At 33.6% G+C, this 25,513-nt stretch carries 30 protein-coding genes and 1 tRNA gene; 17 read left to right on the forward strand and 14 right to left on the reverse strand.

Annotation, left to right across the window (positions count from 1 at the left end; all coding sequences use genetic code 11):
- The first annotated feature begins 194 nt into the window (after positions 1–194).
- The 3 genes from ruvB (at position 195) to IPJ63_01435 (ending at position 2,204) form a co-directional block, all read left to right on the forward strand.
- Complete coding sequence (ruvB, locus tag IPJ63_01425; GenBank protein ID QQR76906.1) at positions 195–1,199, forward strand: Holliday junction branch migration DNA helicase RuvB; 1,005 nt, start codon at positions 195–197, stop codon at positions 1,197–1,199.
- A gap of 319 nt (positions 1,200–1,518) precedes the next feature.
- A complete protein-coding gene (locus IPJ63_01430; GenBank protein ID QQR76907.1) occupies positions 1,519–1,935 on the forward strand; it encodes a crossover junction endodeoxyribonuclease RuvC in 417 nt (138 codons plus the stop codon).
- Positions 1,936–2,045: 110 nt separating this feature from the next.
- Positions 2,046–2,204 carry a hypothetical protein gene (locus tag IPJ63_01435; protein QQR76908.1) on the forward strand — a complete coding sequence of 53 codons (159 nt, stop codon included), beginning with the start codon at positions 2,046–2,048 and terminating at the stop codon, positions 2,202–2,204.
- A 28-nt stretch (positions 2,205–2,232) separates the two neighbouring features.
- Here the strand turns inward: IPJ63_01435 and IPJ63_01440 are convergent, their stop codons facing one another.
- Positions 2,233–3,441 carry a tyrosine--tRNA ligase gene (locus IPJ63_01440; GenBank protein QQR76909.1) on the reverse strand — a complete coding sequence of 403 codons (1,209 nt, stop codon included), beginning with the start codon at positions 3,439–3,441 and terminating at the stop codon, positions 2,233–2,235.
- A 69-nt stretch (positions 3,442–3,510) separates the two neighbouring features.
- Between IPJ63_01440 and IPJ63_01445 the strand changes: the two genes are divergently transcribed.
- Positions 3,511–6,015: a penicillin-binding protein gene (locus IPJ63_01445; GenBank protein ID QQR76910.1), complete on the forward strand. Its 2,505-nt coding sequence runs from the start codon at positions 3,511–3,513 to the stop codon at positions 6,013–6,015.
- Here the strand turns inward: IPJ63_01445 and IPJ63_01450 are convergent.
- The 3 genes from IPJ63_01450 to dnaA all read right to left on the reverse strand — a co-directional run bounded on the left by IPJ63_01450 (position 6,012) and on the right by dnaA (position 8,927).
- Positions 6,012–6,272 (reverse strand): hypothetical protein, encoded by a 261-nt coding sequence (locus IPJ63_01450; protein ID QQR76911.1) that lies wholly within the window; start codon positions 6,270–6,272, stop codon positions 6,012–6,014. The genes IPJ63_01445 and IPJ63_01450 overlap by 4 nt on opposite strands.
- A 1-nt stretch (position 6,273) precedes the next feature.
- Positions 6,274–7,371 (reverse strand): DNA polymerase III subunit beta, encoded by a 1,098-nt coding sequence (gene dnaN, locus IPJ63_01455; protein QQR76912.1) that lies wholly within the window; start codon positions 7,369–7,371, stop codon positions 6,274–6,276.
- A 209-nt stretch (positions 7,372–7,580) separates the two neighbouring features.
- Positions 7,581–8,927: a chromosomal replication initiator protein DnaA gene (gene dnaA, locus IPJ63_01460; protein QQR76913.1), complete on the reverse strand. Its 1,347-nt coding sequence runs from the start codon at positions 8,925–8,927 to the stop codon at positions 7,581–7,583.
- A 146-nt stretch (positions 8,928–9,073) separates the two neighbouring features.
- Between dnaA and rpmH the strand changes: the two genes are divergently transcribed.
- The 5 genes from rpmH to IPJ63_01485 are packed head-to-tail and all read left to right on the forward strand — an operon-like array spanning position 9,074 to position 11,025.
- On the forward strand, positions 9,074–9,208 hold the full coding sequence (rpmH, locus tag IPJ63_01465) for a 50S ribosomal protein L34 (GenBank protein ID QQR77013.1): 135 nt from the start codon (positions 9,074–9,076) through the stop codon (positions 9,206–9,208).
- 5 nt (positions 9,209–9,213) lie between these two features.
- Entirely contained in the window at positions 9,214–9,543 is a 330-nt protein-coding gene (locus tag IPJ63_01470; GenBank protein ID QQR76914.1) for a ribonuclease P protein component, read from the forward strand.
- Entirely contained in the window at positions 9,521–9,781 is a 261-nt protein-coding gene (gene yidD, locus IPJ63_01475; GenBank protein ID QQR76915.1) for a membrane protein insertion efficiency factor YidD, read from the forward strand. The genes IPJ63_01470 and yidD overlap by 23 nt, the downstream gene beginning before the upstream one ends.
- A gap of 39 nt (positions 9,782–9,820) precedes the next feature.
- Complete coding sequence (locus tag IPJ63_01480) at positions 9,821–10,552, forward strand: membrane protein insertase YidC (protein ID QQR76916.1); 732 nt, start codon at positions 9,821–9,823, stop codon at positions 10,550–10,552.
- Between the two features lie 2 nt (positions 10,553–10,554).
- Positions 10,555–11,025: a hypothetical protein gene (locus IPJ63_01485; GenBank protein QQR76917.1), complete on the forward strand. Its 471-nt coding sequence runs from the start codon at positions 10,555–10,557 to the stop codon at positions 11,023–11,025.
- Positions 11,026–11,050: 25 nt separating this feature from the next.
- Here the strand turns inward: IPJ63_01485 and IPJ63_01490 are convergent, their stop codons facing one another.
- The 7 genes from IPJ63_01490 to IPJ63_01520 form a co-directional block, all read right to left on the reverse strand.
- Positions 11,051–12,580, reverse strand: coding sequence for a YifB family Mg chelatase-like AAA ATPase (locus tag IPJ63_01490; GenBank protein QQR76918.1), 1,530 nt, complete (start codon positions 12,578–12,580; stop codon positions 11,051–11,053).
- A gap of 65 nt (positions 12,581–12,645) precedes the next feature.
- On the reverse strand, positions 12,646–12,993 hold the full coding sequence (locus IPJ63_01495) for a TraR/DksA C4-type zinc finger protein (protein QQR76919.1): 348 nt from the start codon (positions 12,991–12,993) through the stop codon (positions 12,646–12,648).
- Between the two features lie 55 nt (positions 12,994–13,048).
- The gene (locus IPJ63_01500; GenBank protein ID QQR76920.1) at positions 13,049–13,960 is read right to left on the reverse strand and encodes a hypothetical protein; all 912 of its coding nucleotides are present in this window, start codon (positions 13,958–13,960) and stop codon (positions 13,049–13,051) included.
- 69 nt (positions 13,961–14,029) lie between these two features.
- Positions 14,030–16,189: a polyribonucleotide nucleotidyltransferase gene (locus IPJ63_01505; GenBank protein QQR76921.1), complete on the reverse strand. Its 2,160-nt coding sequence runs from the start codon at positions 16,187–16,189 to the stop codon at positions 14,030–14,032.
- A 149-nt stretch (positions 16,190–16,338) separates the two neighbouring features.
- A complete protein-coding gene (locus IPJ63_01510) occupies positions 16,339–16,866 on the reverse strand; it encodes an NYN domain-containing protein (protein QQR76922.1) in 528 nt (175 codons plus the stop codon).
- Between the two features lie 123 nt (positions 16,867–16,989).
- Entirely contained in the window at positions 16,990–17,250 is a 261-nt protein-coding gene (rpsO, locus tag IPJ63_01515; GenBank protein QQR76923.1) for a 30S ribosomal protein S15, read from the reverse strand.
- A gap of 70 nt (positions 17,251–17,320) precedes the next feature.
- Positions 17,321–17,614 (reverse strand): hypothetical protein, encoded by a 294-nt coding sequence (locus IPJ63_01520; GenBank protein QQR76924.1) that lies wholly within the window; start codon positions 17,612–17,614, stop codon positions 17,321–17,323.
- A gap of 259 nt (positions 17,615–17,873) precedes the next feature.
- On the opposite strand from IPJ63_01520, the gene IPJ63_01525 reads away from it, so the two are divergent.
- Positions 17,874–18,593, forward strand: a complete 720-nt coding sequence (locus IPJ63_01525; GenBank protein ID QQR77014.1) for a tyrosine-type recombinase/integrase — start codon at positions 17,874–17,876, stop codon at positions 18,591–18,593.
- Positions 18,594–18,618: 25 nt separating this feature from the next.
- Entirely contained in the window at positions 18,619–19,266 is a 648-nt protein-coding gene (locus IPJ63_01530) for a class I SAM-dependent methyltransferase (GenBank protein ID QQR76925.1), read from the forward strand.
- A 28-nt stretch (positions 19,267–19,294) separates the two neighbouring features.
- Here the strand turns inward: IPJ63_01530 and IPJ63_01535 are convergent.
- Positions 19,295–19,367: transfer RNA gene (locus tag IPJ63_01535), tRNA-Trp, on the reverse strand.
- 305 nt (positions 19,368–19,672) lie between these two features.
- Here IPJ63_01535 and xth point away from each other — a divergent pair.
- The 3 genes from xth (at position 19,673) to IPJ63_01550 (ending at position 21,961) form a co-directional block, all read left to right on the forward strand.
- Positions 19,673–20,470, forward strand: coding sequence for an exodeoxyribonuclease III (gene xth, locus IPJ63_01540; GenBank protein ID QQR76926.1), 798 nt, complete (start codon positions 19,673–19,675; stop codon positions 20,468–20,470).
- Positions 20,471–20,543: 73 nt separating this feature from the next.
- Positions 20,544–21,098: a hypothetical protein gene (locus IPJ63_01545; protein QQR76927.1), complete on the forward strand. Its 555-nt coding sequence runs from the start codon at positions 20,544–20,546 to the stop codon at positions 21,096–21,098.
- A gap of 83 nt (positions 21,099–21,181) precedes the next feature.
- Positions 21,182–21,961 (forward strand): HD domain-containing protein, encoded by a 780-nt coding sequence (locus IPJ63_01550; GenBank protein QQR76928.1) that lies wholly within the window; start codon positions 21,182–21,184, stop codon positions 21,959–21,961.
- 33 nt (positions 21,962–21,994) lie between these two features.
- Here the strand turns inward: IPJ63_01550 and IPJ63_01555 are convergent, their stop codons facing one another.
- On the reverse strand, positions 21,995–22,723 hold the full coding sequence (locus IPJ63_01555) for an HD domain-containing protein (protein QQR76929.1): 729 nt from the start codon (positions 22,721–22,723) through the stop codon (positions 21,995–21,997).
- A gap of 10 nt (positions 22,724–22,733) precedes the next feature.
- Positions 22,734–22,982 (reverse strand): hypothetical protein, encoded by a 249-nt coding sequence (locus IPJ63_01560; protein ID QQR76930.1) that lies wholly within the window; start codon positions 22,980–22,982, stop codon positions 22,734–22,736.
- A 164-nt stretch (positions 22,983–23,146) separates the two neighbouring features.
- Here IPJ63_01560 and IPJ63_01565 point away from each other — a divergent pair, with 164 nt between their 5' ends.
- The 3 genes from IPJ63_01565 to IPJ63_01575 all read left to right on the forward strand — a co-directional run bounded on the left by IPJ63_01565 (position 23,147) and on the right by IPJ63_01575 (position 25,411).
- Complete coding sequence (locus IPJ63_01565; protein ID QQR76931.1) at positions 23,147–23,911, forward strand: hypothetical protein; 765 nt, start codon at positions 23,147–23,149, stop codon at positions 23,909–23,911.
- Between the two features lie 69 nt (positions 23,912–23,980).
- Entirely contained in the window at positions 23,981–24,433 is a 453-nt protein-coding gene (locus IPJ63_01570; GenBank protein ID QQR76932.1) for a hypothetical protein, read from the forward strand.
- A gap of 78 nt (positions 24,434–24,511) precedes the next feature.
- A complete protein-coding gene (locus IPJ63_01575; protein ID QQR76933.1) occupies positions 24,512–25,411 on the forward strand; it encodes an N-acetylmuramoyl-L-alanine amidase in 900 nt (299 codons plus the stop codon).
- The last annotated feature ends 102 nt before the right edge of the window (positions 25,412–25,513 follow it).

A 25,513-nucleotide genomic window follows, 5' to 3' on the forward strand; every position in this document is an offset into this window, starting at 1 on the left:
ACTTATGCACTTGCCTAGACACAAAAAATATCGTCTTGTGGACATTGTGTGGACAACGGTGCAAAAATAAAAAGCCCTATATTTAATCGGCTTTTATATGCTTCCTGCACGACCTAGATCGTTACAACTGAATACATCTTAGCATATTAGAATTTTTTTGTCAACTACCAGGCTTATAGGGTATACTTACAGGCATGGAAGATAAAATCCAAAATACAGACACTAGGCTTGATCTAACACTGCGGCCCAGAAACTGGGAAGAGTACATAGGCCAAGAACAGATCAAAGAAAATTTGAGGATTTTACTTACAGCAGCAAAGGAAAGAAACCACCCAGCGGAGCATATATTGTTTTATGGGCCACCTGGACTTGGAAAAACAACACTTGCACATCTAATAGCAAAAGAAACTAATAGGCAAATAAAAATAACATCTGGCCCAGCCATAGAAAAGGTTGGTGATCTTGCTTCTATACTTACAAATCTTTCTCCTGGTGATATTTTATTTATCGACGAAATACATCGACTAAACAAAATGGTTGAGGAGGTTCTATACCCTGCTATGGAATCTGGGATACTAGATATCATAATAGGTAAAGGTCCATCTGCTCGCACAATACAACTTGATCTGCCTGCATTTACACTTATCGCAGCAACAACTCGCATTGCATTACTATCTGCTCCACTTAGATCAAGATTCTCCGGAGGAACATTTAGATTGGAATTTTATAAAGAAGAAGAGATATCAAAGATAATATATAGATCTGCAAAAATACTTGGAGTAACACTAGACGATGAGGCTGTATCTGAAATTGCAAAAAGAAGTCGTTTTACACCTCGCACAGCAAACTATTTTCTAAAAAGAGTTAGAGATTACGGACAGGTCCATAAAAAAGATTTGGACAAAAAAACTGTTTTTTTAGCACTTTCTCTACTTGGTATAGATGAACTTGGTTTATCAGAAGTAGATAGATCTGTACTCACTACTATTATAGAAAAATTCGACGGGGGGCCGGTTGGTCTAAATACAATTGCAGCAGCAACAAGCGAAGAAGACGCAACCATAGAAGAGGTTGTAGAACCATATCTAATACAAAGAGGTTTACTTGATAGAACACCACGAGGAAGAGTTGCTACAAAAAAAGCATATGAACATTTGGGTTTTGAATATAAAGAAATAGATCAGGGTAAGTTGATATAAAAAAATAGAGAGTTTCCCGTTTCCAGAAAACCCTCATTTTGTTCAAGTATGAAAAGAACAATTTTTTTCAAAAAAGAATTTATTCTTTTTTGAAATTATTTTAAATTTAAGAACTTTTTTATAAAAATCTTCAACCTCCACGCCTTCTTTAAGGGCGCTTCGGTTGAAGAATCCCCATGAAAACACACCCTGTAATCTAACAGGATGTGTTCAAATTGTCAATTAGTAAATTTGGTATCAATAAATCATAATCTATATATGAGAATATTGGGAATAGATCCGGGTTTTGATCGATTAGGAATAGCTATAATAGATAAAAATGAAAAAGGAAAAGAATCCTTGGTGTATTCAGAGTGTTTTGAGACAAATAAAAAAGATTCTTTCTCGGAAAGACTTTTTTGATTGGAAAACAGGTCGCTTTTTTAAATATAAACCAGAATATTTAAGTATTGAAAAATTATATATGACAGTTAATCAAAAAACAGCCATGAATGTAGCTGAGGCACGTGGCGTAGTCATATATGAATCACAAAAATCCAATATTCCCATATACGAATTTACTCCTATGGAAATAAAGATGGCGGTAACAGGTTTCGGCAAGGCCACAAAAAACGATGTAGCAAAAATGGTCCCTAAATTAATAGTTTTAGAAAACAAGAAAATGAAAGATGATGAAATAGACGCTATTGCAATAGCCCTAACCCTGTCTGCAACAATTAGATATAGAAATATGTAAGTTATCCACAAAATGAGTATTTTTTTCTTGCAAAGACAAATCGCATTTGATAAAAATACCTGAGGCACACAAGTGGTGTGATCTAATTTATAAATTTAAATTAATTGTACATGTACGACGAAGAAAAAGACTTAAATGAAGAAGACCTTCTTGAGGTGTTAGGTGGAGATGATGTTCTAGATGACACAGAAGATCTTCTATCTATAGATGATGTTATTGCTACAGAAGACGGGGGAGATACTGAAGAGGAGGAAGACGAAGCATATTAAAAAAATAAAAACCCACAAGCGTGGGTTTTTATTTTTTCTGGACAGTTATGTGAATAAATCTTTTTTTACCTATTTTTATAGCACCATCACCCTCTACTAGTGTTTGAGGATCAATTATTTTTCTTTCTTCTGTGTTTACAAAAAATTTTATTGCACCCTCTTCAATAAGCCTTCTGAATTCTGATTTTGAAGATACCATGCCGTTCTTGATCAAAATATCAACAAGAGGCATTTTTATTTTTACAGTGACTTTTTTTATATCTTCTGGTATTTCTCCTTTACTAAAAGTGTTTTCAAAACTACTTTCAGCTTTTTCTGCAGCTTTTTCTCCATGATAAAAACTTACTATTTCTCTTGCGAGTATTTTTTTATATATCATTGGGTTTGCTCCATCTGAAACAGCTTTTTTCATCTCCTCTATTTTATTCATTGGAACTCTTGTTACGAGTTCAAAATATTCAAATATTACAGAATCAACAATAGACATTATTTTTCCGTACATTTCATTTGGGTCTTCTCCAATTGCAATAAAGTTTTGTAAACTTTTCCCCATTGGTCTTCCGTCACTTCCAACCAAGAGCTTCATTATTAAAGCAGATTGTGGTTTCATGGAAAAAGATTCCATAAGTCTTCTCCCTGCTAAAAGGTTGAAGGTTTGGTCTGTTGCTCCAATCTCTACATCGCACTTTATTGCGACAGAATCATATCCTTGCATAAGTGGGTATAAAAATTCATCTAAACCTATTGGTTTTCCAGAATTGTATCTAAGTAGAAAAGTTTCTCGGTCAAGCATCTGAGATACAGTAAATTGTTTTGTTAGATTTAAAACATCTTTAAAAGTAAGTTTTTTAAGCCAATCTGAGTTGTTTCTAATTTTTGAAGATTCTTTTATGATTGTTTTATAAAACTGCTTCTCCCAACCTTTTTGATTTTTTTTTATTTGCTCTTCGGTTATGTCTGCTCTCATATCAACCTTATCAGAATGATCTCCAACCAGCGTTGTAAAATCACCCACAATTAAAGTTACTTTATGTCCTAGTTCTTGAAAATCCCTAACTTTTCTATGTAAAACAGAGTGCCCCAAATGTAAAAATGCTCCAGTTACATCTGTACCGAGTTTTATATGCAGTTGTTTACCGCTCATTAATTTATTTTTTAGATCTTCTTTTGTAAAAACCTCATGAACTCCGCGGCTTAATATTTCATCTATTTTTACTTCATCTACTATAACTTTCATAGAAACACTTTATCATATTTGGGTGTTTTTGTCTTTATGTATATAGATATTGTGTTATGATTGCTAAATATGAATAAACTCCATATAAATCATAAAAAAAGAAGTATTTTATTTATAACCGCGACATTTTTTGTGCTCTTTTGTTCTATTGGAGCGATTTGGCTTTCTAGTATAGAGTTACCAGACTTTAAGTCTTTTGAGGAGCGTAAAATTGCTCGATCTACAAAGATATATGACAGAACCGGTGAAATTCTATTATATGACGTACACCAAGACTTTAGACGAACTGTTATACCTTATGAACAGATGGGTGAGAATGTAAAAAACGCAACTATAGCAATAGAAGACTCTTCTTTTTATGAACACAATGGAATTAGACCTACATCTATTATTAGAGCAGTTATTGCTAATATTTTTAGTGGAAATTTTTCACAAGGAGGTTCTACTATAACCCAACAGGTAATAAAAAATACTTTACTTACAACAGAAAAGACAATAACTAGAAAATTCAAAGAATGGATTTTGGCTATAAAACTCGACGGGGTTATGAGTAAAGATGAAATATTGGCTGTTTATCTAAATGATGCTCCTTATGGGGGAAGTATTTATGGAGTACAAGAAGCTTCAAAAACGTTTTTTAATAAAAATCCTATAGATCTTACATTGGCAGAAGCTGCTTATTTGGCTGCAATACCAAAAGCACCTACTTATTATTCACCTTTTGGACAACATAGAGATAAATTAGATGCTAGAAAAAATACTGTTCTTTCTAGAATGTTGGAAATAGGAATGATAGATGAGACTGCTTATCAAACAGCAAAAGAAGAAGTCGTTGAATTTAAAATATCAGAAGGTAAGGGTATAAAAGCACCTCATTTTGTGTTTTTTATAAAAGAATATTTAGAAGAACAATATGGACAAGATATTGTAGAAAATGGAGGCTTAAAAGTTATTACTACACTAGATTATTCTCTACAAGAACAAGCCGAGGAGATTGTTAAGAGAAATGCTCTAAAAAATGAAATTGATTGGAATGCTAGTAATGCGAGTATGGTTGCAATAGATCCCAAAACAGGCCAAATACTGGTTATGGTTGGCTCAAGAGATTATTTTGATAAAGAAATAGATGGGAATTTTAATATAGCTACAGCACAAAGACAGCCAGGGTCATCATTTAAACCTTTTGTGTATGCAACAGCATTAAAAGAGGGATATACAGCAAATACAGTTCTTTTTGATGTCCCAACTGAATTCCAAGGTGGTTGTAATGCATACGGAGTTGCTTTATCTGGAAATAGTCAGTCAGATTGTTACAGCCCGGACAACTATGATGGTAAATATGTTGGGCCTATAAATCTTAGAAATTCACTTGGTCAATCAAGAAACGTTACCTCTGTTAAGCTTTTGTATTTAGCGGGCGTACAAGACTCTATAACAACAGCTAGAACTATGGGTATAACAACACTCACAAATGCTAGTGTTTATGGCTTAACGCTCGTACTGGGAGGCGGAGAGGTTAGTTTACTTGATATGGTCTCAAGTTATGGAGTTTTTGCAAATGAAGGTATTAGAAACCCTTACAATGGAATATTGAAAATAGAAGATCATGATGGGCAGGTTTTAGAAGAATTCAAAGAAAACCCAACAAGTGCGCTTGATAGTAATGTAGCACTTACTATTTCAGACATATTGGCAGATAATGTTGCAAGAACACCTCTTTTTGGCTCAAATTCATTTATGGTATTCCCTGGTTATGAAGTAGCAGCAAAAACAGGTACCACAAATAACAATAAAGACGCATGGTTAGTTGGATACACACCTTCTATAGTTGTTGGTGTATGGTCTGGAAACAACGACAACACTCCTATGAAAAAAGGATCTTCTATATCTGGTCCAATGTGGCATGAATTTATGAATATAGCTTTAAAAGCTATTCCTCAAGAAGATTTTGAAAAACCTATAATCGAAAATGACCCTAGTGTATTGAAACCAATACTTAGAGGTGAGTGGATGGGTGGAGAAAGTTATACAATCGACACTATATCAGGTAAATTAGCTACAGAATTTACACCCCAAGAAACAAGAAAAGAACTTGTAGTTACAAATGTTCACGATATATTACACTGGGTAAATAAAACTAATCCTAGAGGACCTATACCAGAAAATCCTAGTGATGATTCACAATACATACGCTGGGAAACAACAGTGCAAGATTGGTGGATAAAAAACAAATATTTATATAACAGTGTTTCTATAGATGAAATACCTACAACCTATGACAATATACATACAGAAAAAAATATTCCTGAAGCATCTTTTATAAATCCTAAAAATGGTGTTCAATATTCTCAAACACTACCTTTAAGTGTAGGTTTGGATTATAAAGGAAATTATTCTTTTCAGAAATTTGATATTTTTATAGATAATATATTTTTAGGATCTAGTACTACAAAAGATTTTACATTTATACCTTCAGAAAATAATATCTCAAAAGGAAATCACAATTTAAGAGTAGTTGTTTATGATACTGTTTACAATAAACAAGATTTATCTATTTCTTTAGATATAAATTAGTTTATATCTAAAACTTCAATTTTGTAATTCAAATCTTTAATATTAGATAGTATTTTATCTTTTTTTATTAAAATTTCTTGTTTTCTAATAGGGTTTGTCTTAATAAATAAAATTTTGTTTTTTATACTTATTTTCTTTTCAGATATTTCAATACCTGTATTTTCTTTAATTATATTAGATATGTTTAATAAAAAAGCATTGTGTGCTACAGCTGGTCCTAGTCTTTTTAATAAAAAATCTCCAATATTATTGAACATTTTATCTATTCATAGGCATAACTAAATATATAAATGTTTGATCACTACCACCTTTTATAATAAGAGGTTTATTGGTTCCATTGAATTTCAAAGTTATACTATCTTGGTTTATAGATTGAAAACAATCAATAATATATCTGTAATTAAAACTCATAGAAATTGATTCACCTTCTATAGTCGCATCAATTTTAGTTTTATTTTCTCCTATATCATTATTTCTAGCATTCAATTCACATATTTTATTTTTAGGATCTATATTGAAAGTTATTTGATTAAATTTATCAGAAAAAATATTTGATATTTTTAAAGCATTTAGGAAATCTTGTCTCAATAAAACAACTTCTGTTGTAAAGTTTTTTGGAATTATTTGTTTATAATCTGGGAAAACACCATCTATTATTCTTGAGGTTATATAAATACCATCAAAAATAAAAGATATTTGATTTTTACTAATAACACATTCTACATCCTCGTTTGTAGTCTCAAGTATTCGCACTATTTCATTTATATTCTTAAAAGGTATAAGAATTGGGGAAAAATCTGTACTATGTTTTGATTTTATCTTTTTTTCTGCAAGTCTGAATGAGTCTGTGGCAACAAAAACTAAATTTTCATCCTCAGAATATATATAAACACTAGCCATTTCAGGTTTTATATCAGATGTTGAACAACTATAAACAACAGCTTTTATACCTTCAACTATTTTCTTTGAATTTAAAGTGTGTTTATCCCCAGAAACAACAGGTATTGTTGGAAAATCCTCATATGAGCTAGATTTAATCAATAATTGGTTATTTTTAGTTATTATTACCAAATTATCATTTTCTTGTTTTAGTTCTATATCTTCATTGTCTGAAACTGTTGAGAAAATCTGCGATAAAACATCACCTCTTACAGCTACAACACCTTCTTTGTTAACCTTTACAGGAATATCAACCTCTATACCTAAACTTAGGTTTGTTGATCTAAACTTAAGTGTTTTACCAGAAGCAATTATAAGAATAGAACTTAAAATAGGTAAAGTTAGATTTTTACCTGTAATTCTCTCTGTTAATTGGATTGCTTGTTTTATTCTTTTTGCACTAGTAGTTATATTCATAGTATTTTTTATTTATTTAATTAAATACTTATATTAGTCCTGTGGATATGTGGATATCTATGTTTTATGTTGGTATATAAAGTAATTTTGAATTTATTTATTATATTTTTAAGTTAATTTAAATTCATTTAATTTTATATCTAACAATAAACTAAACTTTATATATACTTATTAATTATTTATGTACACATTTCAGATAGTTATTAACATTATTTAAACATAACTCTTATCTGTTCTAATTCTTGTACAAGAGTTTGGTTTGTTTTTAAATCTTCTTTTATCTTCAAGAATGAATGTATAACTGTTGTATGATCCTTACCGCCCAATTTTTGACCTATTAGAGGATATGAAACATTAAAATCCTCACGAAGAAGATACATTATCATCTGTCTGGTTTTAACAATCTCTTTTCTGCGTGTTTTTTCATAAACTGTAGCTTCATCTATATTGTAAAATTGAGTAACAATCTTAACTACTTCATCTATAGAAACACTTTTCTTAGGTCTAATGTTGTTTTTTATTAGATTTTTAGCTTCTGTTAATGAAATCTCTTTATTTTTCAACCTAGTTTGACAAACAATAGCGTTCAAACTTCCTTCAAGTTCTCGAATAGATCCATTTATAGATGAAGCTATAAAATCTACAACATCGTCATTTATAGGAACACCCTGATCTCTTACCTTGGCTTTAAGTATAGCTAGTCTTGCTTCATATTCTGGCTCACCTATATCAATAATCATTCCAGCTTGGAATCTAGACTTCATACGATCTTCTAGACCAGGAATATAGTTTGGATGTTTATCTGAAGAAAATATTATTTGTTTATTGTTCTCGTAGAAAGTGTTAAAAGTGTGGAAAAGCTCTTCTTGGGTCTTTTCCATCTTCCCTACAAACTGAATATCATCAATTATTAAAACATCATACTTCCTATATTTCTCTTTGAAAGAGTTTGCTTTATTTGTTTGAAAAGAAGTTATTAAATCTGTGGCAAATTTTTCAAGGGTTATGTAATGTACTCTTTTTTCAGGGTATTTTGTCTTTATTGTGTTCCCTATTGCTTGAATTAAGTGTGTTTTACCAAGCCCTGTTCCTCCATATACGAAAAATGGGTTATAACTTGTTCCTGGTTTACTTACAATAGCTTGTGAAGCAGCAAAAGCTAATTCATTGAAACCTCCAACTATAAAACCATCGAATATATACCTAGGGTTTAAATTATCCTCTTTGTTTATATAAAGATCTGCTAAAGGCAATTCTTTATTTAACATAGATTTTTGTTCAACCTCTTCTATTTTTTGTCTTATATCGTGTTTTACTATTACAAATTCAACACCTCGAACATGTTCGGAGTGATTCATAAGAGTTTTTAATATCAATTTATGGTATTTATTGAAAAGCCAATCTTTAACAAATTCATTAGGTACTCCAACATAAGCAGTTCCCGAATCTTGTTTAGTAATAGAAGTATTTTTAAACCAAGTGCTGAAATTAGCCCTAGAAACAGACTGTTCAATCTCAGATAGGCATGTTTCCCAAAGTTGTTTATTTTCTCCCATATGTTTAGTTAGTCTATTATAGTCTACAGATACATAATAAAAAGCCCTTAAATAAAACTAGAATTGTGTATAAACTGTTAATAATATCTAATAAAAAATAAAACAGATTCTTGCCGAAAAAAGCCTTTTAATGTATGATGCAAGGCATGTCACAAACATACCAACCAAAGAAGAAAAAGAGAGCCAAAACTCACGGTTTTCGAAACAGAATAAAGTCAAAAAACGGTAAAAAAATACTTACCCGAAGACGTCAAAAAGGCAGAGCAAAGCTAACTGTATAGTAGTAATGTTTCCTAAATCCCAAAAGATTTCAAAAAAATCCCCTATTTTCAAGGAAAAATCAGGTTTTTTTGGTCTTTATAATAGAATTACTATCAAAAATAGCCTTAATTTAAAGGCCAAAATAGCTATTGTTGTATCTAAAAAGGTTTTAAATAAAGCTGTAGACAGAAATAGATTAAAAAGAATAATATATCACTATTTAAGGCCTAAAAATAAGGATATTTCTAATAAAGAGATCGTTATTTTCATAAAAGGCCCAATACCAGAAAAACCTAGTGTTTTACTAGAAGATATAGAAAAAACCCTTATAAATGCACTTAAAAAAGCAAAATAAAGATAGAATTATCAATATAATTATTGATTTTTATCAAAAATATATATCCCCCGACACTGGCTTACCTCATAAAATAGGCTTAATAAATAGACCTGTATGTGTTTTTAGCCCTACTTGCTCAGAATATACAAGAATAGCAATTATTAAACATGGTCTGGTAAAAGGCTCTTTTCTAGGCCTAAAACGTATACTACGTTGTCATCCTTGGCAAAAAAAACACTTTGATCCAGTTCCATAAATAGATTGCAATTTCAGTGTTTATATATACAATTGACTAATGCTATCAAATATTTGGACAACTATATTTTACGAGCCGTTATATAACGCACTCGTATTTTTTACAGGCACTTTCGGAGGTATAGGACTTGCTGTTATAACTCTTACTCTAATAGTAAAGATTATAATGTTCCCTCTTACAAAAAAATCTATATTAAGCCAAGCAAAAATATATGCACTAAATGACGATATAGAAAAAATAAAGAAAGACTATCCAGATAAAACAGAACAGTCTAAAAAAACACTAGAATTATATAAAAAAAACAATGTAAACCCATTTTCTAGTTGTTTGGTTATATTAATACAATTACCTATAATCATAGCTCTATACCAAGTATTTCTAAGAGGGATAGAATCTAGTACTGGGGTTCTATATTCTTTTGTTCATATACCAGAAAACCTATCAACTATGTTTTTAGGTATAAATCTAGAAGAAAAAAGTATTATATTTGCAGTTCTTGCTGGTATTACACAATTTATACAAATGAAAATTAGCACATCTATGATAAAACCAGCGGATCCAAATGATGTTTCTTTTAAAGGTCAATTAGCAAAAAGTATGCAATTTCAAATGAAATACATATTACCATTCTTCATAACCTTTGTGGCCTACAGTGTTTCTGCTGCAATAGCTCTATATTGGGTTGCTAGTAATATTATTACAATAATTCAAGAGCTTATAATTAGATCAAGGGCTGGTTTGATAAAAAAAGAAGATCTTTTGAAGATATAAAAATGAAACCGGATGATTTAAAAAAAATAATAGGAGAAATTATAGAATTAATAAACATCCCTTTTGATGAAGTAGATTTTTATTTAGATGAAGAATCTGGGGTTTATTGGTTTAAGATAAAAACCAAAGAATCTAAGCTTTTAATAGGTAAAGATGGTGAAACTCTAAAGGCTATAAACTATCTTTTCAGAAAGATTGTGGAATCTAAAAATCCAGAAAATATACAGTTTTTAAATGTTCTAATAGATGTCAATGATTATCAAAAGAACAGAATAGAAAACATAAAAACAATAGCTCATATGATGGCAGAAAGGGCAAGATATTTTAAATCAAGCGTAGAAATAGACCCAATGAGCTCTTTTGACAGAAGAATAATACATACATTTTTAGAAAATAAATCAGATATAAAAACAGAATCTACTGGAACCGGACTGAATAGAAGAGTTGTAATAAAATACGTAGGAAATATATAACATAAAACACCGATCTGTCGGTGTTTTATGTTATTCTTGGGCGATATTGTATCGCTTCTAATATATGTTTACTATCAATTTTTTCACTATCATCTAAATCTGCAATAGTACGAGCAAGTTTTAAAACCCTGTGATACGCGCGGGCGGATAAATTTAATTTACTTGCCGCTTGATTTAAAATACCCTCAACATCTTTTTCTAAAGAAATATATTTTGATATATCCTTAGCTCCCATGTCAGAATTTCTGTTTATCTTTTCATTCTCCCCACTAAACCTAACAAACTGCTTTTTATAAGCTTTTTCTACCCTATTACGAACAGATTCTGTATTTTCGGATAAATCATTTTTACTATTTAATTTATCGTATTCAATACTTCCAACTTCAACCCAAATATCAATACGATCCATTATTGGTCCAGATAATTTTCTTTGATACCTGGCTATATCCCCCGCCGTGCAAACACACTCTTTATTTTTTGATCCTCTGAAACCACAAGGGCAAGGATTCATTGCTGCAATAAGTATAAAATTTGAAGGGAAAATAGCGGTTCCTTTTGCTCTAGATATTGAAACAAAATTATCTTCAAGTGGCTGTCTCAATGATTCTATGACTCTTTTATCAAACTCTGGAAATTCATCCAAAAAAAGAACCCCTCTGTGTGACAGTGTTACTTCGCCTGGTTTAGGTGTAGCTCCCCCACCAATAACTGAAACATAAGAAGATGTGTGGTGAGGTGATCTAAAAGGGGCTTTTGTTATAACAGGTGTTTTTAGATTTCCTGCAATTGAATATATGCTAGTTATTTCTAGTGCTTCGTTTTTTGAAAGACTCGGTAATAATGATCTAAAAGCTCTGGCAAGCATTGTTTTTCCGGTTCCTGGTGGTCCATACATAGCTATATTGTGCCCTCCACTAGCTGCAATCTCCAGTCCTCTTTTCGCACTTTCTTGACCTTTTATATCTGCAAGATCAACAGAAGATTCATCATTTATATCCTCTATCGGAGTAATAGGTTCTTTTATTATGGATACGTTTTTATCTGTAAGGTGTGTAATCAGTTCTTTCAATGTAGAAACCCCATAAATATCAATACCTTCTATTAGAGCTGCTTCTTTTGCATTTTCTTTTGGAACATAAAGCTCTTCAAAACCTTCAGATTTGGCCAACATAACCAAAGGTAAAACACCTCTAATAGGTAAAACATCCCCATTTAAAGATAATTCTCCTAGAAATATTTTTTTATCAACATTAAATGATATATCCTCACTCGCCAAAAGATATCCAAGAGATATAGCAACATCAAAAAAAGAGCCCTCTTTCTTTGTATCTGCAGGAGAAAGAGAAACGACAATTTTTTGATTTTTGCTTTTAGGAGATGTAAAACCAGAGTTTTTTATAGCAGAACTTACTCTGTCTCTAGCTTCTTCGACTGCCTTGTCAGGTAGTCCTACAATTGAAAAAGCATGTAAGCCACTTGAAATATCAACTTCTACATTTACAAGCTGACCTTTTAGTAGATTTATTTGTGCTGTATATACACGCGCAAAGGACATTTATTAATTTTAAAATCATTTTTTAAAAAAGTAAACAAAAAAACGCGATATATCGCGTTTTTTTGTTAGTTATTTATGTGTTTTATACAAGTTGGAGCAGCTGCGTTTGCTTCTAATCTTTCTTTTTCTATATCTTCTCCACAAACTTCACATTTACCAAAACTACTTTTCCCGATTTTACCCAATGCATCCTCAACATCATGTAGGCGATTTTTCAACGTATTCACCAAAGCTGTTTTTTCTTCATAATCCTCAGTCCTGTCAGCTCTGTCGTTTTCATCTGCTTCAGGTACTGATTCTTCTGGAATCGCGTCCCAGTCATTTGTTTCAGGGTTTCTAATAGCACCTAGTCCCTTTAATTCGCCCAATAAATTTGCTTGTTCGCCCTCTAGTTTTTCTTTAAAATATTTCATATCTATTTTCATTGTGAACGTATAATAACATGCTTAAATTTAATAGTAAATCAACCTATTTTCCAAATCCAGCATCCAGTCTATTTATAATCTCCGTTACTGTTTCTACAGATTCTGTTATAAGAATTGAATCGGTGTTTATAAATACATACATAAGCACAGGTTTTCTATCTTTATCATACAAAACCCTGGCATCTCTATTTTCGATTACAATGTCATTAAACTTTTCAGAAAAAAGATAATTATTTTCTCCGCTTGGTGTTATGCCAAGTATTCCATAAAAATTATCAAACATTTTATTCTCCCACTCAAGCATTCCTGCCAGCGCAGTTTCTCTAGATGTTGTTTTTAATATCAAGAAGAACTCACTTTCTGTTTCTCGGGTATGTATCCCAAACATATAACTGTTTGTTAGTGCTCTAATAAAATACCCTTCCACATCTCCTTCCATTTTTTTTATTAACTCTTCTATTGTTATAAGTCTGCTCCCAGTATCTGTAGGATTTGTGAATATTATATTAACAATACCATTCACCCTGTCGCGCTCTTTTAGAACAGATATAGAATCAGAAAATTGTTTTGAAGTTAAAACATCTTCCACCCTCACTTCTTCTGTTGATTCAGAAACTATTATAGATTGAATAACTGGTTTTTTGTCTACAACAACAACCTCGTTCTTTTTACTTAAAAATGCATAAAATACAATACCTACTCCAAGAAGTATCATTAGCACACTTCCTATTATTAAACCTCGGTTTTTTTTAGACACTGGAGAAATATTTTCAAAATCAGATTCTTTCTTTTTATGTTCAGCCATGGCTATCTTTATTACCGAACCCTGTTGGTCGTTTAAAGCTTTTGCCATATCGCTCGCATATGTCCTTATTGTTTTTAGGTCAGAATAAGAACCTGTTTGTGCAGGGTCTTTACTCAACTCCTTTTTTATTTCGAGTGGATTTATTTCCATTTACCTAATAGTATCTTATTTTATTCAATTTAAAAACCAGATAATTTATCTGGTTTTTAAATTGATTAGTTATTCTTTTTTAGGTTCAACAGGAGGATATGGGTTTTTTATAAAATTTCTATCAGCTTCTTTTATAGATAAGCTTATTCTTCCTCTTTCCTTATCCACTCCCACAACCTTAACTGGAACCTCCATATCTTCTTTCAAAACATCAGTTACCCTGCTTACTCTAAATGGGGCTATTTCTGATATGTGTACCAATCCTTCACCTCCGCCATTATTGAATGAAACTATTGCACCTACTTCTATTATTTTTATTACCTTAGCTGTGAATGCTTCTCCGACCACATATTCGTGCGTCATCGCTTCTACTATATCTCTCGCTTTTTCTGCGGCACCATTTTTTCCTGTTAAGAAAACTGTTCCGTCGTCTTCAATGGTTATTTCAGCTCCAGTATCTTCGCGGATCTTATTAACTGTTTTACCACCTCCTCCAATAACCATACCTATTTGATCTGGCTTTATTTTTGTTACGAGAATCTTTGGGGCATTTGGTGAAATATCAGATCTAGGTTTTTCAATTGTTCTGTTTATTTCTTCAAGTATTGTTTTGTGAGCAGCCCTTGATTGAGTTAGAGATTCCTTCAATATTTTTACTGGAACTCCATCCAATTTTATATCAAGCTGTATTGCTGTTATTCCATTTTTTGTACCAGCAACCTTGAAATCCATGTCTCCATAATGATCCTCGGGTCCTTGAATATCAGTAAGTATTTTGTACTTAGTGCTGTCTTCTGCAGATAGCATCAATCCCATTGCTATACCAGCAACAGGAGAAGATATCGGAACACCTCCATCCATCAGCGCTATCGAAGATGCACAAATTGAGGCCTGTGATGTTGATCCATTTGACGCCATAGATTCAGAAACAACACGTATTGTATATGGAAAGTCTATTTTATTTGGAATAACAGGAGTGAGTGCTTTTTCTGCTAAAAAACCATGACCCATTTCACGACGATTGATTCCACCCAATCTACCTGTTTCACCGGCTGAATATGGAGGAAAATTGTAATGATGCATGAAACGTTTTTCACCTTTTACTTCCATTCCATCTTGAACGAAAGCATCGTCTGGTCCCCCCAGTGTTAACACTGAAAGTACATGAGTTTCTCCTCTGTAAAATATTCCTGTTCCGTGTAACACACTTGATACACCTCCTGCTTCACAGAATAGGGGTCTAACTTCATCCATACCTCTTCCATCAGCGCGTTTATTTTTGTTGATTGCACCATCATGCAACTCCTGGTCTACTTTGTCAGAAAAATAGTCTTTTGCTATTGATACAACATCCTTATTTTCATCAGCGCTTCCGTATTTTTCATCGAGTATTTTTATCCAAGTGTCTTCAAGTTCGTGAATTGTCCTTTTGCTATCTTTGTTGAACAAGCTTGCCTCCATCTTGTCTTCTATTTGGTTGTGAAACATATCTACTATTTCTTGTGGAACAACTGGTTCAGAAAAAAACTTCTTCTCTTTGCCGATCTCAGAAACAATTTTTTTCTGGAAAGATTCAATTTCTGTTATATGCTTCATTGCTAAATCAAGTGCATTCCCAAGCTCTGTTTCACTAACCTCACTTGCCATTGCCTCAATCATTGTTACATGAGCATCTCTACCACATACAGTTAGATCAAGATCATATTTATTGTCTCCATCTGGTGCGATATATAGATCAACCCCCACATCCTCTGTTCCTTTTGGTTTTCCAATGTGCACACATCCCACAGGTCCACGCCATGGTATATCAGAAGTGGCTATTGCTAGTGAGGCCGCATTTACTCCAAGTATTGTTGGGTCTGATTTTCCAACCGCAATAACTGTTACGATTACTTGAACTGCATTTTTAATATGATGAGAAAAAAGCGGTCTAATAGTTCTATCTATAACACGTGACGCAAGTATCGCCTTATCTGAAGGTTTGCCTTCGCGACGAGTAAATTGGCTTCCAAGAATTTGCCCAGACGCATAGAACTTCTCTAGGTACTCAACTGTGAGATTGAAGAATCCTGGATTATTTTTGCCATCTTTACCCATGACTGCTGTAGCAAGCACGACCGTGTCTTCGCATTTGAGCATGACTGAACCATGTGCTTGGTCAGCCAAATCGGAGAATATTGCTACGATTTCCCTGCCTGCAATATTCAATTTGTATTCCTTTTTGTGCATATATTTTTTATGAACACCTCCAAACTTTAGTATGGAAGCAGGCGCGCTTTCATTACTACATGTCTGAAGATATTCTGTTATTTTCTAATATATTTAGACTAACAAAACTTTGATAAAAAACAAAAGCCCTTTCTGAGGGCTTTTGTTTTTTATCTTCTCTGTCTTCCTAGACTTCCGATAAGATATTTTCTTGGGTTTTCTGATAGATCCATAAAGTCGTCTACTGCTTCCTTTAGTTTCATTGAAGATGATTTACCAAATGATACAACTTCTACCTGTACACCAGAGTGTATCTGTAGATATTCTACAAGTGGTACATAGTCTCCATCACCAGATACGATTATCACTGCATCAAGTTTTGTAGCCATAGTGATTGCATCTACTGCAAGGCCCACGTCCCAGTCGCCCTTTTTAGCACCATCAACGAATATCTGGAGATCTTTGGTTTTTGTCTCAATGCCCATTTTAGTAAGTGCGTCAAAGAAATTTTTCTCGTCCCCTGCTTCTGTGTTAATTACATATGCAATTGCGCGCACAAGCTTGCGACCTCCTACTGCGTCTTTTAATATTGCACCGAAGTTTACACGTGCTTTGTATAAATTTTTTGCACTATGATATAAATTTTGCGTATCAATAAATACTGCTACGCGCTGTTCTAAGTGTTTAATAACTGCCATAAAATGTTTTTTCTAATTGTAATAAAATATTCAATGCTCAAAGTTTGCTACATATAGTGTAGCAGAATGTATATAAATAAGGAGTGTATAAAAAATATCACTCGATTTCTCGAGTGATATTTTTTATTCTTTTATCTTTTTAACAGCTGCAGCGTGGCGTGTCTTATCTTTCTTCTCGAGGTATTTAAGATGTGATCTGCGGTCTCCAACCATTTTGATGAGTCCTCGTCTTGAGTGGTCATCTTTCTTGTGTTTTTTAAGATGAGTTGTAAGTTCGTCAATAGAAGCCGATAGGATAGCTATCTGCACTTCTGGTGAACCAGTGTCCTTTTCATGAACCTGGCTCTTTTTTATAACTGTTTGTTTTTTCTTTACTGTAAGCATTGTGGCTATATAGTAGCATATTTATCTATAAATTGCAAGCCCCCGAGGATATCGGGGGCTTTTGGCCATTTTAGGCTGGTTCTTTGTCCTCATACACACTGGAATCCATAAAGATCATTTGTCCTATGAACAACAGGGCAAGTCCAATATCTCTCCATGAGTTATTCCTACGAATCATTATTAGCGCAGAAACTAAAACCGTAAAAAGAGACAAGCTTATACCGGAAATCCATCCAAAATAATTTAGCAGGAGGTATATAGGATAAAAAAACAAGGACAATATGAGTATTCCTTTCAAAGCACGTATGGTGAATTGAATAATTATAAATAACCAGTCCAAAATAAAAACAAATATTTTTTTCATAACAAACAATTTTCTCTATTAAATACGAAAAGTCTCTAAAAGTCAAAAATGCTATAATTTGAACATGTCTGAAGTCGAAAATCTAAAACGTCAATTTTTGGAATATATGGAAATTGAACGTGGAGCAAGTCTTAATACTGTTTCAAATTACGATAGATACTTGTCTCGGTTTTTTGAGTTTATAAAATCTGACAATATAAAAAACATCACAGATGATTCAATTCGTGAATACAGACTATATCTAAATAGGCAGCCAGGTATGCATGTTCGTGGGCAGTCTAGCTCTACAATGAAGAAAAACACTCAAAACTATTACTTAATAGCGCTTCGAAGATTTCTAAAATACCTGATGAAGCGCGGAATTAGTGCAATATCCCCCGATGCAATAGAGCTCGCAAAGATCAAGGAAAGACATCTAGATCTTATAAGTGTAGATGAGCTAAACAGACTCTTGAAAGCTCCAGACACAGAAGAAATCGGTTCTCTTAGAGATCGTGCGATATTGGAACTTTTTTTCTCGACAGGTCTTCGCTTGTCAGAGTTATGTTCTTTGAATCGAGATTTAGATTTATCTAAAGATGAATTTTCAATTCGAGGTAAAGGTGAAAAGGTTCGTGTGGTTTTTCTGTCCGATACTGCAAAATCTGCAATACGTGCTTATTTAAAAAAGCGCGTTGATACAGATGAGCCAATGTTCGTTCAGCACGCTCGCAATAAAGGTCAGGGTGGTGGACGTTTAACACAAAGGTCAATTGAAAGAATTGTAAAACACTATGCAATAAAGGCCGGTATTTCCAAGAAAGTTACTCCGCACGTAATACGTCACTCTTTTGCAACAGACCTACTCTCAAACGGCGCTGATATTCGCTCTGTGCAGATGATGCTTGGGCATGCAAATATTGCTACAACTCAAATATATACACACGTAACAGACAAACAACTTCGAGATGTACACAAAAAGTTTCATTCAAAGAAATAAGTTGGATGTTGTATGATATAAGATAATGGACTATAAAACACAAAAAGAATATTTCGAGCGTGCGTATCGAACTGGTAGCGATATCTGGACTCACACCCCATATGATTTAAAAGGTAAGGATCTAACACCCTACTTACCACCAAATGCGATGATTCTTGATTTAGGAAGCGGTCGCGGGAGATTCCCTTTTGAATTAGTAAATCTAGGATTTAGGGTTATTGGTCTTGAATATGTAAAAGAAATAGTTGATAAAAATAACGAAGAAATAAAAATAAATAAAATATCTGACAAAATCAGATTTATAGAAGGAGATGTTTTAGATGTACCTTTTGCAGACAATAGTTTTGATGGTGTTGTAGATTTTGGATTACTTCAGCATTTGGATAGAAGTGACTGGCTAACCTATATGCAAGAATCTTTAAGAGTTTTAAAAAGTGGAGGTTATTTTTTACTAGTTTTATTATCAAAAGAAACAGAGCAGTATTTAACATGGAATCCTAAAAAAGATTTAAATGGAGACTTTGAAAACGAAGGTGTTTTATATCATTTTTTTACACTAGACGAATTGATAAAATTATTTGGCGACAATGCTACTCTAGAGCATCAGAAAATTGATTATATAAAAGACAAAGAAAATCTTGCGTATATAGTCACCTTGTTTCGTAAAAAATAAAACCCAAGAACAAAGTTCTTGGGTTTCGCGCGAAAGGTGGGACTCGAACCCACGACCCTCGGTTTTGGAGACCGCCACTCTACCAACTGAGCTACTATCGCTTATGTTTATTTTTTACATTTTTGAATAAAAAAGGGCCGGATTCCGAAGATTCCGACCCATATTGTTGTGGCATATAGATCTTTCGATTTATATGTTGCAAGGTCATCTTGACCAGCACGTTTGCTTCGGGAGCGAACGAAACTAGCTACTCAGCTTATAAGGCAGCGAAACCCATATCAAGCTGATACCTTGCGCACAACAATTTAGTTTACAGAACAGGCTAAGAGCTATATTATTCCTGAGTTACTTTTTTGTCAATATATACCAAAAACGTGAGTTTTGTTTTTCCTGATATAATCATTTTATGAAAATTATAAGTTGGAATGTAAATGGTATCAGAGCAGTTCACAAAAAAGGATTGTTTGTTCCGTTTATAGAAAAATACAAGCCAGATATTATCTGCCTACAAGAAACAAAAGCACAAGAGCACCAATCAGAAGTTGATCTGCCAGAATATGAAGAGTATTGGAATTCAGCCGAACGTCCAGGTTATAGTGGTACAGCAATTTTCACAAAGATAAAACCAATAAAAATAATTAATGGTATTCCAGATAAAATAGCAAAAAAGTTTGGGTTAAAAGATGATTTATACGGAGATCCAAATTCTGAAGGTCGTGTAATTGCTGCTGAATTTAAAAAGTTTTTTGTAGTTACTGTGTATACACCAAATTCAAAAGATGACCTATCGCGTATTCCTCTCCGATACAAAAAATGGGATCCGGCATTTCTAGCTTTCATAAAAGAACTAGAGAAAAATAAGCCTGTTATATTTTGCGGGGATTTAAATGTTGCTCACACTCCCCTCGACCTTGCTCGACCGAAAGAGAATGTTGGTAAAAAAGGTTTTACATCAGAAGAGAGAGAAGGAATAGATAAAATAATCAAAGCGGATTTCATAGATACTTTTCGTATTTTTAAAAAAGATTCTGGTCATTACACATGGTGGAGTCACTTTGCGGCTGCTCGAGCTAGAAATATTGGTTGGCGCATAGATTATTTCTTTGCTTCTAAAAAACTTGTTTCAAAAATAATTTCAGCAAAAATATTAGACGAACAAATAGGTTCTGATCACTGCCCTATTTTACTCGAAGTAAAAGACTAGTTTTATTTGACATTTAGCTTAAAATGTGATATTGTATATATTCACAAGTTCATTTCACAAAAAAATTATACATATGCATTCATGGGACAAAAATGTTTTGTTTGATTGGGACTGGTTAATGTATGGTGCTTCTGGTAAAGAAGTGTACCGCACGCTAACCGATTTTTTTGAACAGCAGCAGAAGCGAGCCGAGAATCGCAATGGTTCTGTTCCAGCACCAAAAAGTGATGGGCGAGATAAGTTCAAAAACACCCTCGGGAAACACGTTTATCACCCAAGGGTGATGAACAAGCTTTCATACCTAGAACAAGATGAGATCGACGATCTCTACCTGGAATATGCAGGTACTGCAATGACCGAACATATTAAACAAGTCAGAAAAGAATGGCTTAAAATGTCCGAGCAAATGCAAGACATCGCTCTCGCTGAGCAGATTGAAGCTCTGTATGAATACCCCACAAAGGTTTCAGACAAAGCGGAATATCTACGAATGCAATTTTATGCATTCCCGCTCGCCGGACTTTTTGGTCATACAAAAGAGGTTGTAAAAAACTTGATCGAAAAAGATGTTTCCTGGTTAGAGCCTCTTGAGGTTGTGATTCAGGAAAGATCTCGAGCCACAGTGTGAAATAAAAACCCCTGACTAGTTCAGGGGTTTAAATTTTGCAATATTGTAAATACCATGTTAATTTCAAGAAAGAATTGTAAAATATGCAGACAAAAGAACCAAAGTATTTTCGTATTCGCGCAAACGAAGAGAAAATCAAATTCATTATTGAAAAAACAGATATCTCAGCTGAGATTATTCTAAAGGCTCAGAAAGTTGCCGTGCAAAACCCATATCATGGATTTGGTCATGAGCTCGGTGTGACTGAGAGTGGGATTATGATCGCAGAAGCATGTGGTTGCAATAGATATGACATAAATACTATTGCCTTAGCTCTACTCTTTCATGACGCTGATCATAGAGGGATTCACAATCCAGAAGATGAAGAACGTGCTGCTATTGCAATGATGTCTTCTCTATCAAAAAAGGATTTGAAGATTTGTGGAGTATCACCTATTCTTGCTCAACAAAGGATTCGTGACTTTATACTCTCTACCAGATTCTCTGTTCATGGGAAATCTGGAGACTTGGGTGTGTGTATTGTTCAAGACGCAGACATTGCTTCTATTGGAAGAGGTCCGGAGTATTGGCTCTGGGCAACTATGGGGTTGGTCGATGAATTCAACAATCAACATGAAAAACCCATAACACCTTTTAATTTTATTCACACAGAGCAGGTTAAGTTCCTTGAGGTTTTAGAAAGTTCTTCTATCAATGGAGAAATATTTCTCACAAGTGGAGCTAGAAAAATATTCTACGATCCATACGAATCCCTTGAGATCATGCTCTCTTGGCCAGAGGAAGCTATAGATTGGGCATATTCTGTTCGCTTTGAAGATCTGACCTTCGAAGAATTCCAAGAAGGATTAAATAAAATAATATAAAAATAAACCCGCAAATATTTGCGGGTTTTACTATTACCAATCACACAATTCTCCAATTTCTTTCCACTTCTGGTCATCCTCTTGTTGTAATCTTTTTTCTGAATCTCCTACTGTTTCAATTTCTAGACGCTTACATTCAGTAGTAATTTTATGTAAAAGTTTTTCCTTAACACCATCTACTCCATTAATTTTTCTGAAAAGTGGTAAATATACTTCTTTTGTTTCTTCCAAAGTTCTCTTACTTTTTTTGATAACCGCTAAAGTATCTGATCCGCTTGTCCTAAGGTTATGAAGTCTATCTATGGCTTTACAACGAAGCACTTTTTCTTCTTTCATAATATTCGACAGATAGTACTCCCCTGTTTCTTTTTTAACGAAAAATCTAATACCATCAACTTCCGGTTTTGTAAGTGCGATCACTATTTCTGCGACATTTTCGTTAAACATTCTACTGATACGATATGTTGCAGTGCTTACAAAACTATCCCAACCTGCGGTTCTGTTGCCAAATATTGGAGAATCTTCTCCTGCGTCGTGCAAGAACAATGCGCATATTACATCTCTGTCATACCAACCAAGTTCATCAAGAGCGATAATCACCAGGGCTCTAGGGTGCTCAAAATATCTTTCACCGCTATCACGAGTATGAGTTCTGTGAGCTTCTTTGGATACATCATATGCAAGCATAATCATGTCGACATCGAAGCTACTCGCACTATGTCTTTTCAATCTTTCAATAAATGTTTGTCTGTTTTCTATCATAATCTGTTTTTTAATAGTTGAATGCTCTAAATTCATTTAATTGACTTTCCATATCCTTGGACAGGTTGTAGACTTCCATGACTTTTTGCATGTTTTTGCCATTGTATTCACTTTCCACTTCCTTAACATTTTCGTTACTTTCTACAAATACAGGATAGTCATCATGGTCAAATGTGTCACAAACAACCACGAGGTGAGTTGCTCCTTGTTCGATTCCTCTTAAGAACCATTCTCTGATTTCGTTTTTTGTAGTCGCCATAATTATTTAGTTTTAAATGAAATGAATCTACCTTGACTATACAGACTCGAAATAAAAAATGTAATAGATTTTTTACTATTTTTGCTCACTAGTATATAGCCCTTTACTTATTGACAAAATACACGTATTTTAATAGGATTAAATTGTAAATAGAATTTTACAATATGAACTATACAAATGAACTAATTCGCATAGGACTCACCCGAGAGCAGGCTCTCATATATGAAGTACTACTCGCTTCTCCTCTTTTACCTGTACGCAATATTTCTAAAAATGCTGGTGTGGGCCGCGAGCTTACTTACTATGTACTAGATCAACTCACTATTCTCGGCTTGTGTGAAAAAGTGGAACATGTCGGCAAGGTAGCACTATGGCGCGCAAAGCATCCAGAGAGTATCAAAAAAGTTGCCGAAGAAAAGAAACTTCTCGCAGATGAAGCAAGCTTAGCTTACGGAAAAGTCATCGAGCACCTTGTAAGTGACTTCAATACCCTTCACTCTCGTCCGCATGTAAAATTCTTTGAAGGTTTCGATGGACTCAACGAAACATATGCTGATATTTTAAAAAATGCAAAAGAAGTTTTTGTATTCCGCTCCCTATATGATCATGAGAACTCTGAACTTCGCGCGCTCGTAAGCGAGCAACTAAAAAAGCAGTCCAAGGCTGGGATTCGTTCGTATGTGCTCACTCCAAAACTAGAGCATATGTCTAATGTTGTATATTCGCATGATTTAGAGCGCAACATAACTCGCAAAATTATTCCAAAAGATAAGTTTGTTTTACCGGCATATATCTTGATCTACAAAGGTAAGGTTAGTATCACTTCTGTTAAAAACAAAGACTCGATGGTTACAACACTTATTGAAAACTCAGATATTGCAGATACATTTCTGACACTATTCCAATTTATGTGGGATTCCATTGAATAGCTTGACATTTTTATATATTTATATTATAAAAAACAAGTAAATAAATAAGTTCATCAAAACAAAATAGATATGAGAAGAAATTTTTTCATTTTCACACTGCCTTTGTGGCAGACAGCTATTTGCTTAATATTTGTAGCTTTATTTTTTTCACCCATAGAATCAATGCCGATTTTACTCATATCTTCGGTACTGTGTTCTGTATGGTTTATACACACAAAGCTTTCTCTCTATAAAAAAGAAACAGAGGCGAAGTCTGTGTCGACTAAAAATGACTACAAAAGGTTGGCTTTTTTGACAACAAGCTCGTTTTTTCTTTGGCTTGTTGTATTAAACTCTGTGGGTTTTTTGGTTAACAAAATCAATCCGCAGGCACAAAACATTACTCTATTCGCAGAAGATGCAAATATGAGTTTGGTTTTGTCGTTCCTGATATTCCCGCTTATTTTTATAAGTACATCTATGATGCTAGTTTATTTACATTTAAAAAAACCAGCACAAAAGTTGGAAACAATAAAATCTTGAACAAAGACCCGATAACGGGTCTTTTCTTTTTATAAAATTAGTTGATACACTACAGTTAGAACTTTTAAAACTACATATATGAAAAAAATTATTTTTTGTGTAATGTGTGTAGTTTTATTACTACCACTTTATGCGCAAGACTTTGTAATTCACGATGAACTTAGTCGTTTCAACAAAGATGCCGTTCCTCGTGAAAAAACTATTGGAATCATAAATCATGACACCCAAGGAGATTGGCCCGGAACAAGAACTTGGGTTCAATGTCCAAACTATGGCCCACCGCTTACAAATTACTTAATCAACCGTGCGGGTAGGATTGAGTTGATATGTGATGATTGGCGAGAAGCTGATCATGCAGGAGATTCTTATTATGCGGGTGATACTGGTGTATCCAGATTTTTTATAGGAATTGAATATGTTGGTTTCTACAATCTAGAACTTACTCCCATCCAAGCTGCTGCAGGTAAATGGCTCAACGATTCCCTTAAAAGAAAGTATCCAGATATTATTGATGAGCGTATACTCCCACATACTTTTGTAGCCTGTTGGTATCCAAATGACCCAAAGAATCCTCATCCTGGATTTTATACTCGAGGCAGAAAAAGTGACGGGATTCGTTTCGTGGAGCCCTATTGGATGGACAAACTTGGCCTCAAAGCAAAACCACTTTATGATATTGACCAGGTTATGAGTGATAGTGTATATGCAAGCGATGCATTTAATAGGAAATGCTACGGTAGGACATTTTCTAAGTCAGATCTACTTGCAATACGTAAGTCATTAATTCCAGATAGAGACACTGCTTTGGCTCTTGCTTCTATTGAAGTACTTCCAATTGAATGCATACCAGTAAATGAGTATTTAGGATATATTGTTTTACCAAATAATATCAAAAGTATTTATTACGAACATCAATTCCTTTATCCATCTGGAGATGCGGTCTTGTCTAGAAATAAATTTTTTAAAAAAAGATCTTAACCCGACTCATATGAGTCGGGTTTCCTTTATTTTACAGGCTTTTTAAGACTTTTGTCACAAAATAACACTTGATTCGTCATATATGCCAGATGGGTTACGAAT

The organism is Candidatus Nomurabacteria bacterium (genome assembly GCA_016699365.1).
GTDB lineage: Bacteria > Patescibacteriota > Minisyncoccia > Phycocordibacterales > UBA9973 > CAZLWF01.

Excerpts from the sequence above, each read along its gene's own strand:
- IPJ63_01505 (QQR76921.1), bottom strand. The coding sequence starts at position 16,189 with ATGCACAAAAAGGAATACAAATTGAATATTGCAGGCAGGGAAATCGTA.
- IPJ63_01525 (QQR77014.1), top strand. The coding sequence starts at position 17,874 with ATGCATGTTCGTGGGCAGTCTAGCTCTACAATGAAGAAAAACACTCAA.
- IPJ63_01530 (QQR76925.1), top strand. The coding sequence starts at position 18,619 with ATGGACTATAAAACACAAAAAGAATATTTCGAGCGTGCGTATCGAACT.
- IPJ63_01435 (QQR76908.1), top strand. The coding sequence starts at position 2,046 with ATGTACGACGAAGAAAAAGACTTAAATGAAGAAGACCTTCTTGAGGTG.
- dnaN (QQR76912.1), bottom strand. The coding sequence starts at position 7,371 with ATGAATATAACTACTAGTGCAAAAAGAATAAAACAAGCAATCCAATTA.
- IPJ63_01550 (QQR76928.1), top strand. The coding sequence starts at position 21,182 with ATGCAGACAAAAGAACCAAAGTATTTTCGTATTCGCGCAAACGAAGAG.
- rpsO (QQR76923.1), bottom strand. The coding sequence starts at position 17,250 with ATGCTTACAGTAAAGAAAAAACAAACAGTTATAAAAAAGAGCCAGGTT.
- xth (QQR76926.1), top strand. The coding sequence starts at position 19,673 with ATGAAAATTATAAGTTGGAATGTAAATGGTATCAGAGCAGTTCACAAA.
- IPJ63_01480 (QQR76916.1), top strand. The coding sequence starts at position 9,821 with ATGCTATCAAATATTTGGACAACTATATTTTACGAGCCGTTATATAAC.
- IPJ63_01560 (QQR76930.1), bottom strand. The coding sequence starts at position 22,982 with ATGGCGACTACAAAAAACGAAATCAGAGAATGGTTCTTAAGAGGAATC.
- IPJ63_01495 (QQR76919.1), bottom strand. The coding sequence starts at position 12,993 with ATGAAATATTTTAAAGAAAAACTAGAGGGCGAACAAGCAAATTTATTG.
- IPJ63_01555 (QQR76929.1), bottom strand. The coding sequence starts at position 22,723 with ATGATAGAAAACAGACAAACATTTATTGAAAGATTGAAAAGACATAGT.
- IPJ63_01450 (QQR76911.1), bottom strand. The coding sequence starts at position 6,272 with ATGTTCAATAATATTGGAGATTTTTTATTAAAAAGACTAGGACCAGCT.
- IPJ63_01445 (QQR76910.1), top strand. The coding sequence starts at position 3,511 with ATGAATAAACTCCATATAAATCATAAAAAAAGAAGTATTTTATTTATA.
- IPJ63_01500 (QQR76920.1), bottom strand. The coding sequence starts at position 13,960 with ATGGAAATAAATCCACTCGAAATAAAAAAGGAGTTGAGTAAAGACCCT.
- IPJ63_01490 (QQR76918.1), bottom strand. The coding sequence starts at position 12,580 with ATGTCCTTTGCGCGTGTATATACAGCACAAATAAATCTACTAAAAGGT.
- rpmH (QQR77013.1), top strand. The coding sequence starts at position 9,074 with ATGTCACAAACATACCAACCAAAGAAGAAAAAGAGAGCCAAAACTCAC.
- IPJ63_01520 (QQR76924.1), bottom strand. The coding sequence starts at position 17,614 with ATGAAAAAAATATTTGTTTTTATTTTGGACTGGTTATTTATAATTATT.
- IPJ63_01430 (QQR76907.1), top strand. The coding sequence starts at position 1,519 with ATGAAAAAGGAAAAGAATCCTTGGTGTATTCAGAGTGTTTTGAGACAA.
- IPJ63_01545 (QQR76927.1), top strand. The coding sequence starts at position 20,544 with ATGCATTCATGGGACAAAAATGTTTTGTTTGATTGGGACTGGTTAATG.
- IPJ63_01565 (QQR76931.1), top strand. The coding sequence starts at position 23,147 with ATGAACTATACAAATGAACTAATTCGCATAGGACTCACCCGAGAGCAG.
- IPJ63_01510 (QQR76922.1), bottom strand. The coding sequence starts at position 16,866 with ATGGCAGTTATTAAACACTTAGAACAGCGCGTAGCAGTATTTATTGAT.
- ruvB (QQR76906.1), top strand. The coding sequence starts at position 195 with ATGGAAGATAAAATCCAAAATACAGACACTAGGCTTGATCTAACACTG.
- dnaA (QQR76913.1), bottom strand. The coding sequence starts at position 8,927 with ATGGGAGAAAATAAACAACTTTGGGAAACATGCCTATCTGAGATTGAA.
- IPJ63_01440 (QQR76909.1), bottom strand. The coding sequence starts at position 3,441 with ATGAAAGTTATAGTAGATGAAGTAAAAATAGATGAAATATTAAGCCGC.
- IPJ63_01575 (QQR76933.1), top strand. The coding sequence starts at position 24,512 with ATGAAAAAAATTATTTTTTGTGTAATGTGTGTAGTTTTATTACTACCA.
- IPJ63_01485 (QQR76917.1), top strand. The coding sequence starts at position 10,555 with ATGAAACCGGATGATTTAAAAAAAATAATAGGAGAAATTATAGAATTA.
- IPJ63_01470 (QQR76914.1), top strand. The coding sequence starts at position 9,214 with ATGTTTCCTAAATCCCAAAAGATTTCAAAAAAATCCCCTATTTTCAAG.
- yidD (QQR76915.1), top strand. The coding sequence starts at position 9,521 with ATGCACTTAAAAAAGCAAAATAAAGATAGAATTATCAATATAATTATT.
- IPJ63_01570 (QQR76932.1), top strand. The coding sequence starts at position 23,981 with ATGAGAAGAAATTTTTTCATTTTCACACTGCCTTTGTGGCAGACAGCT.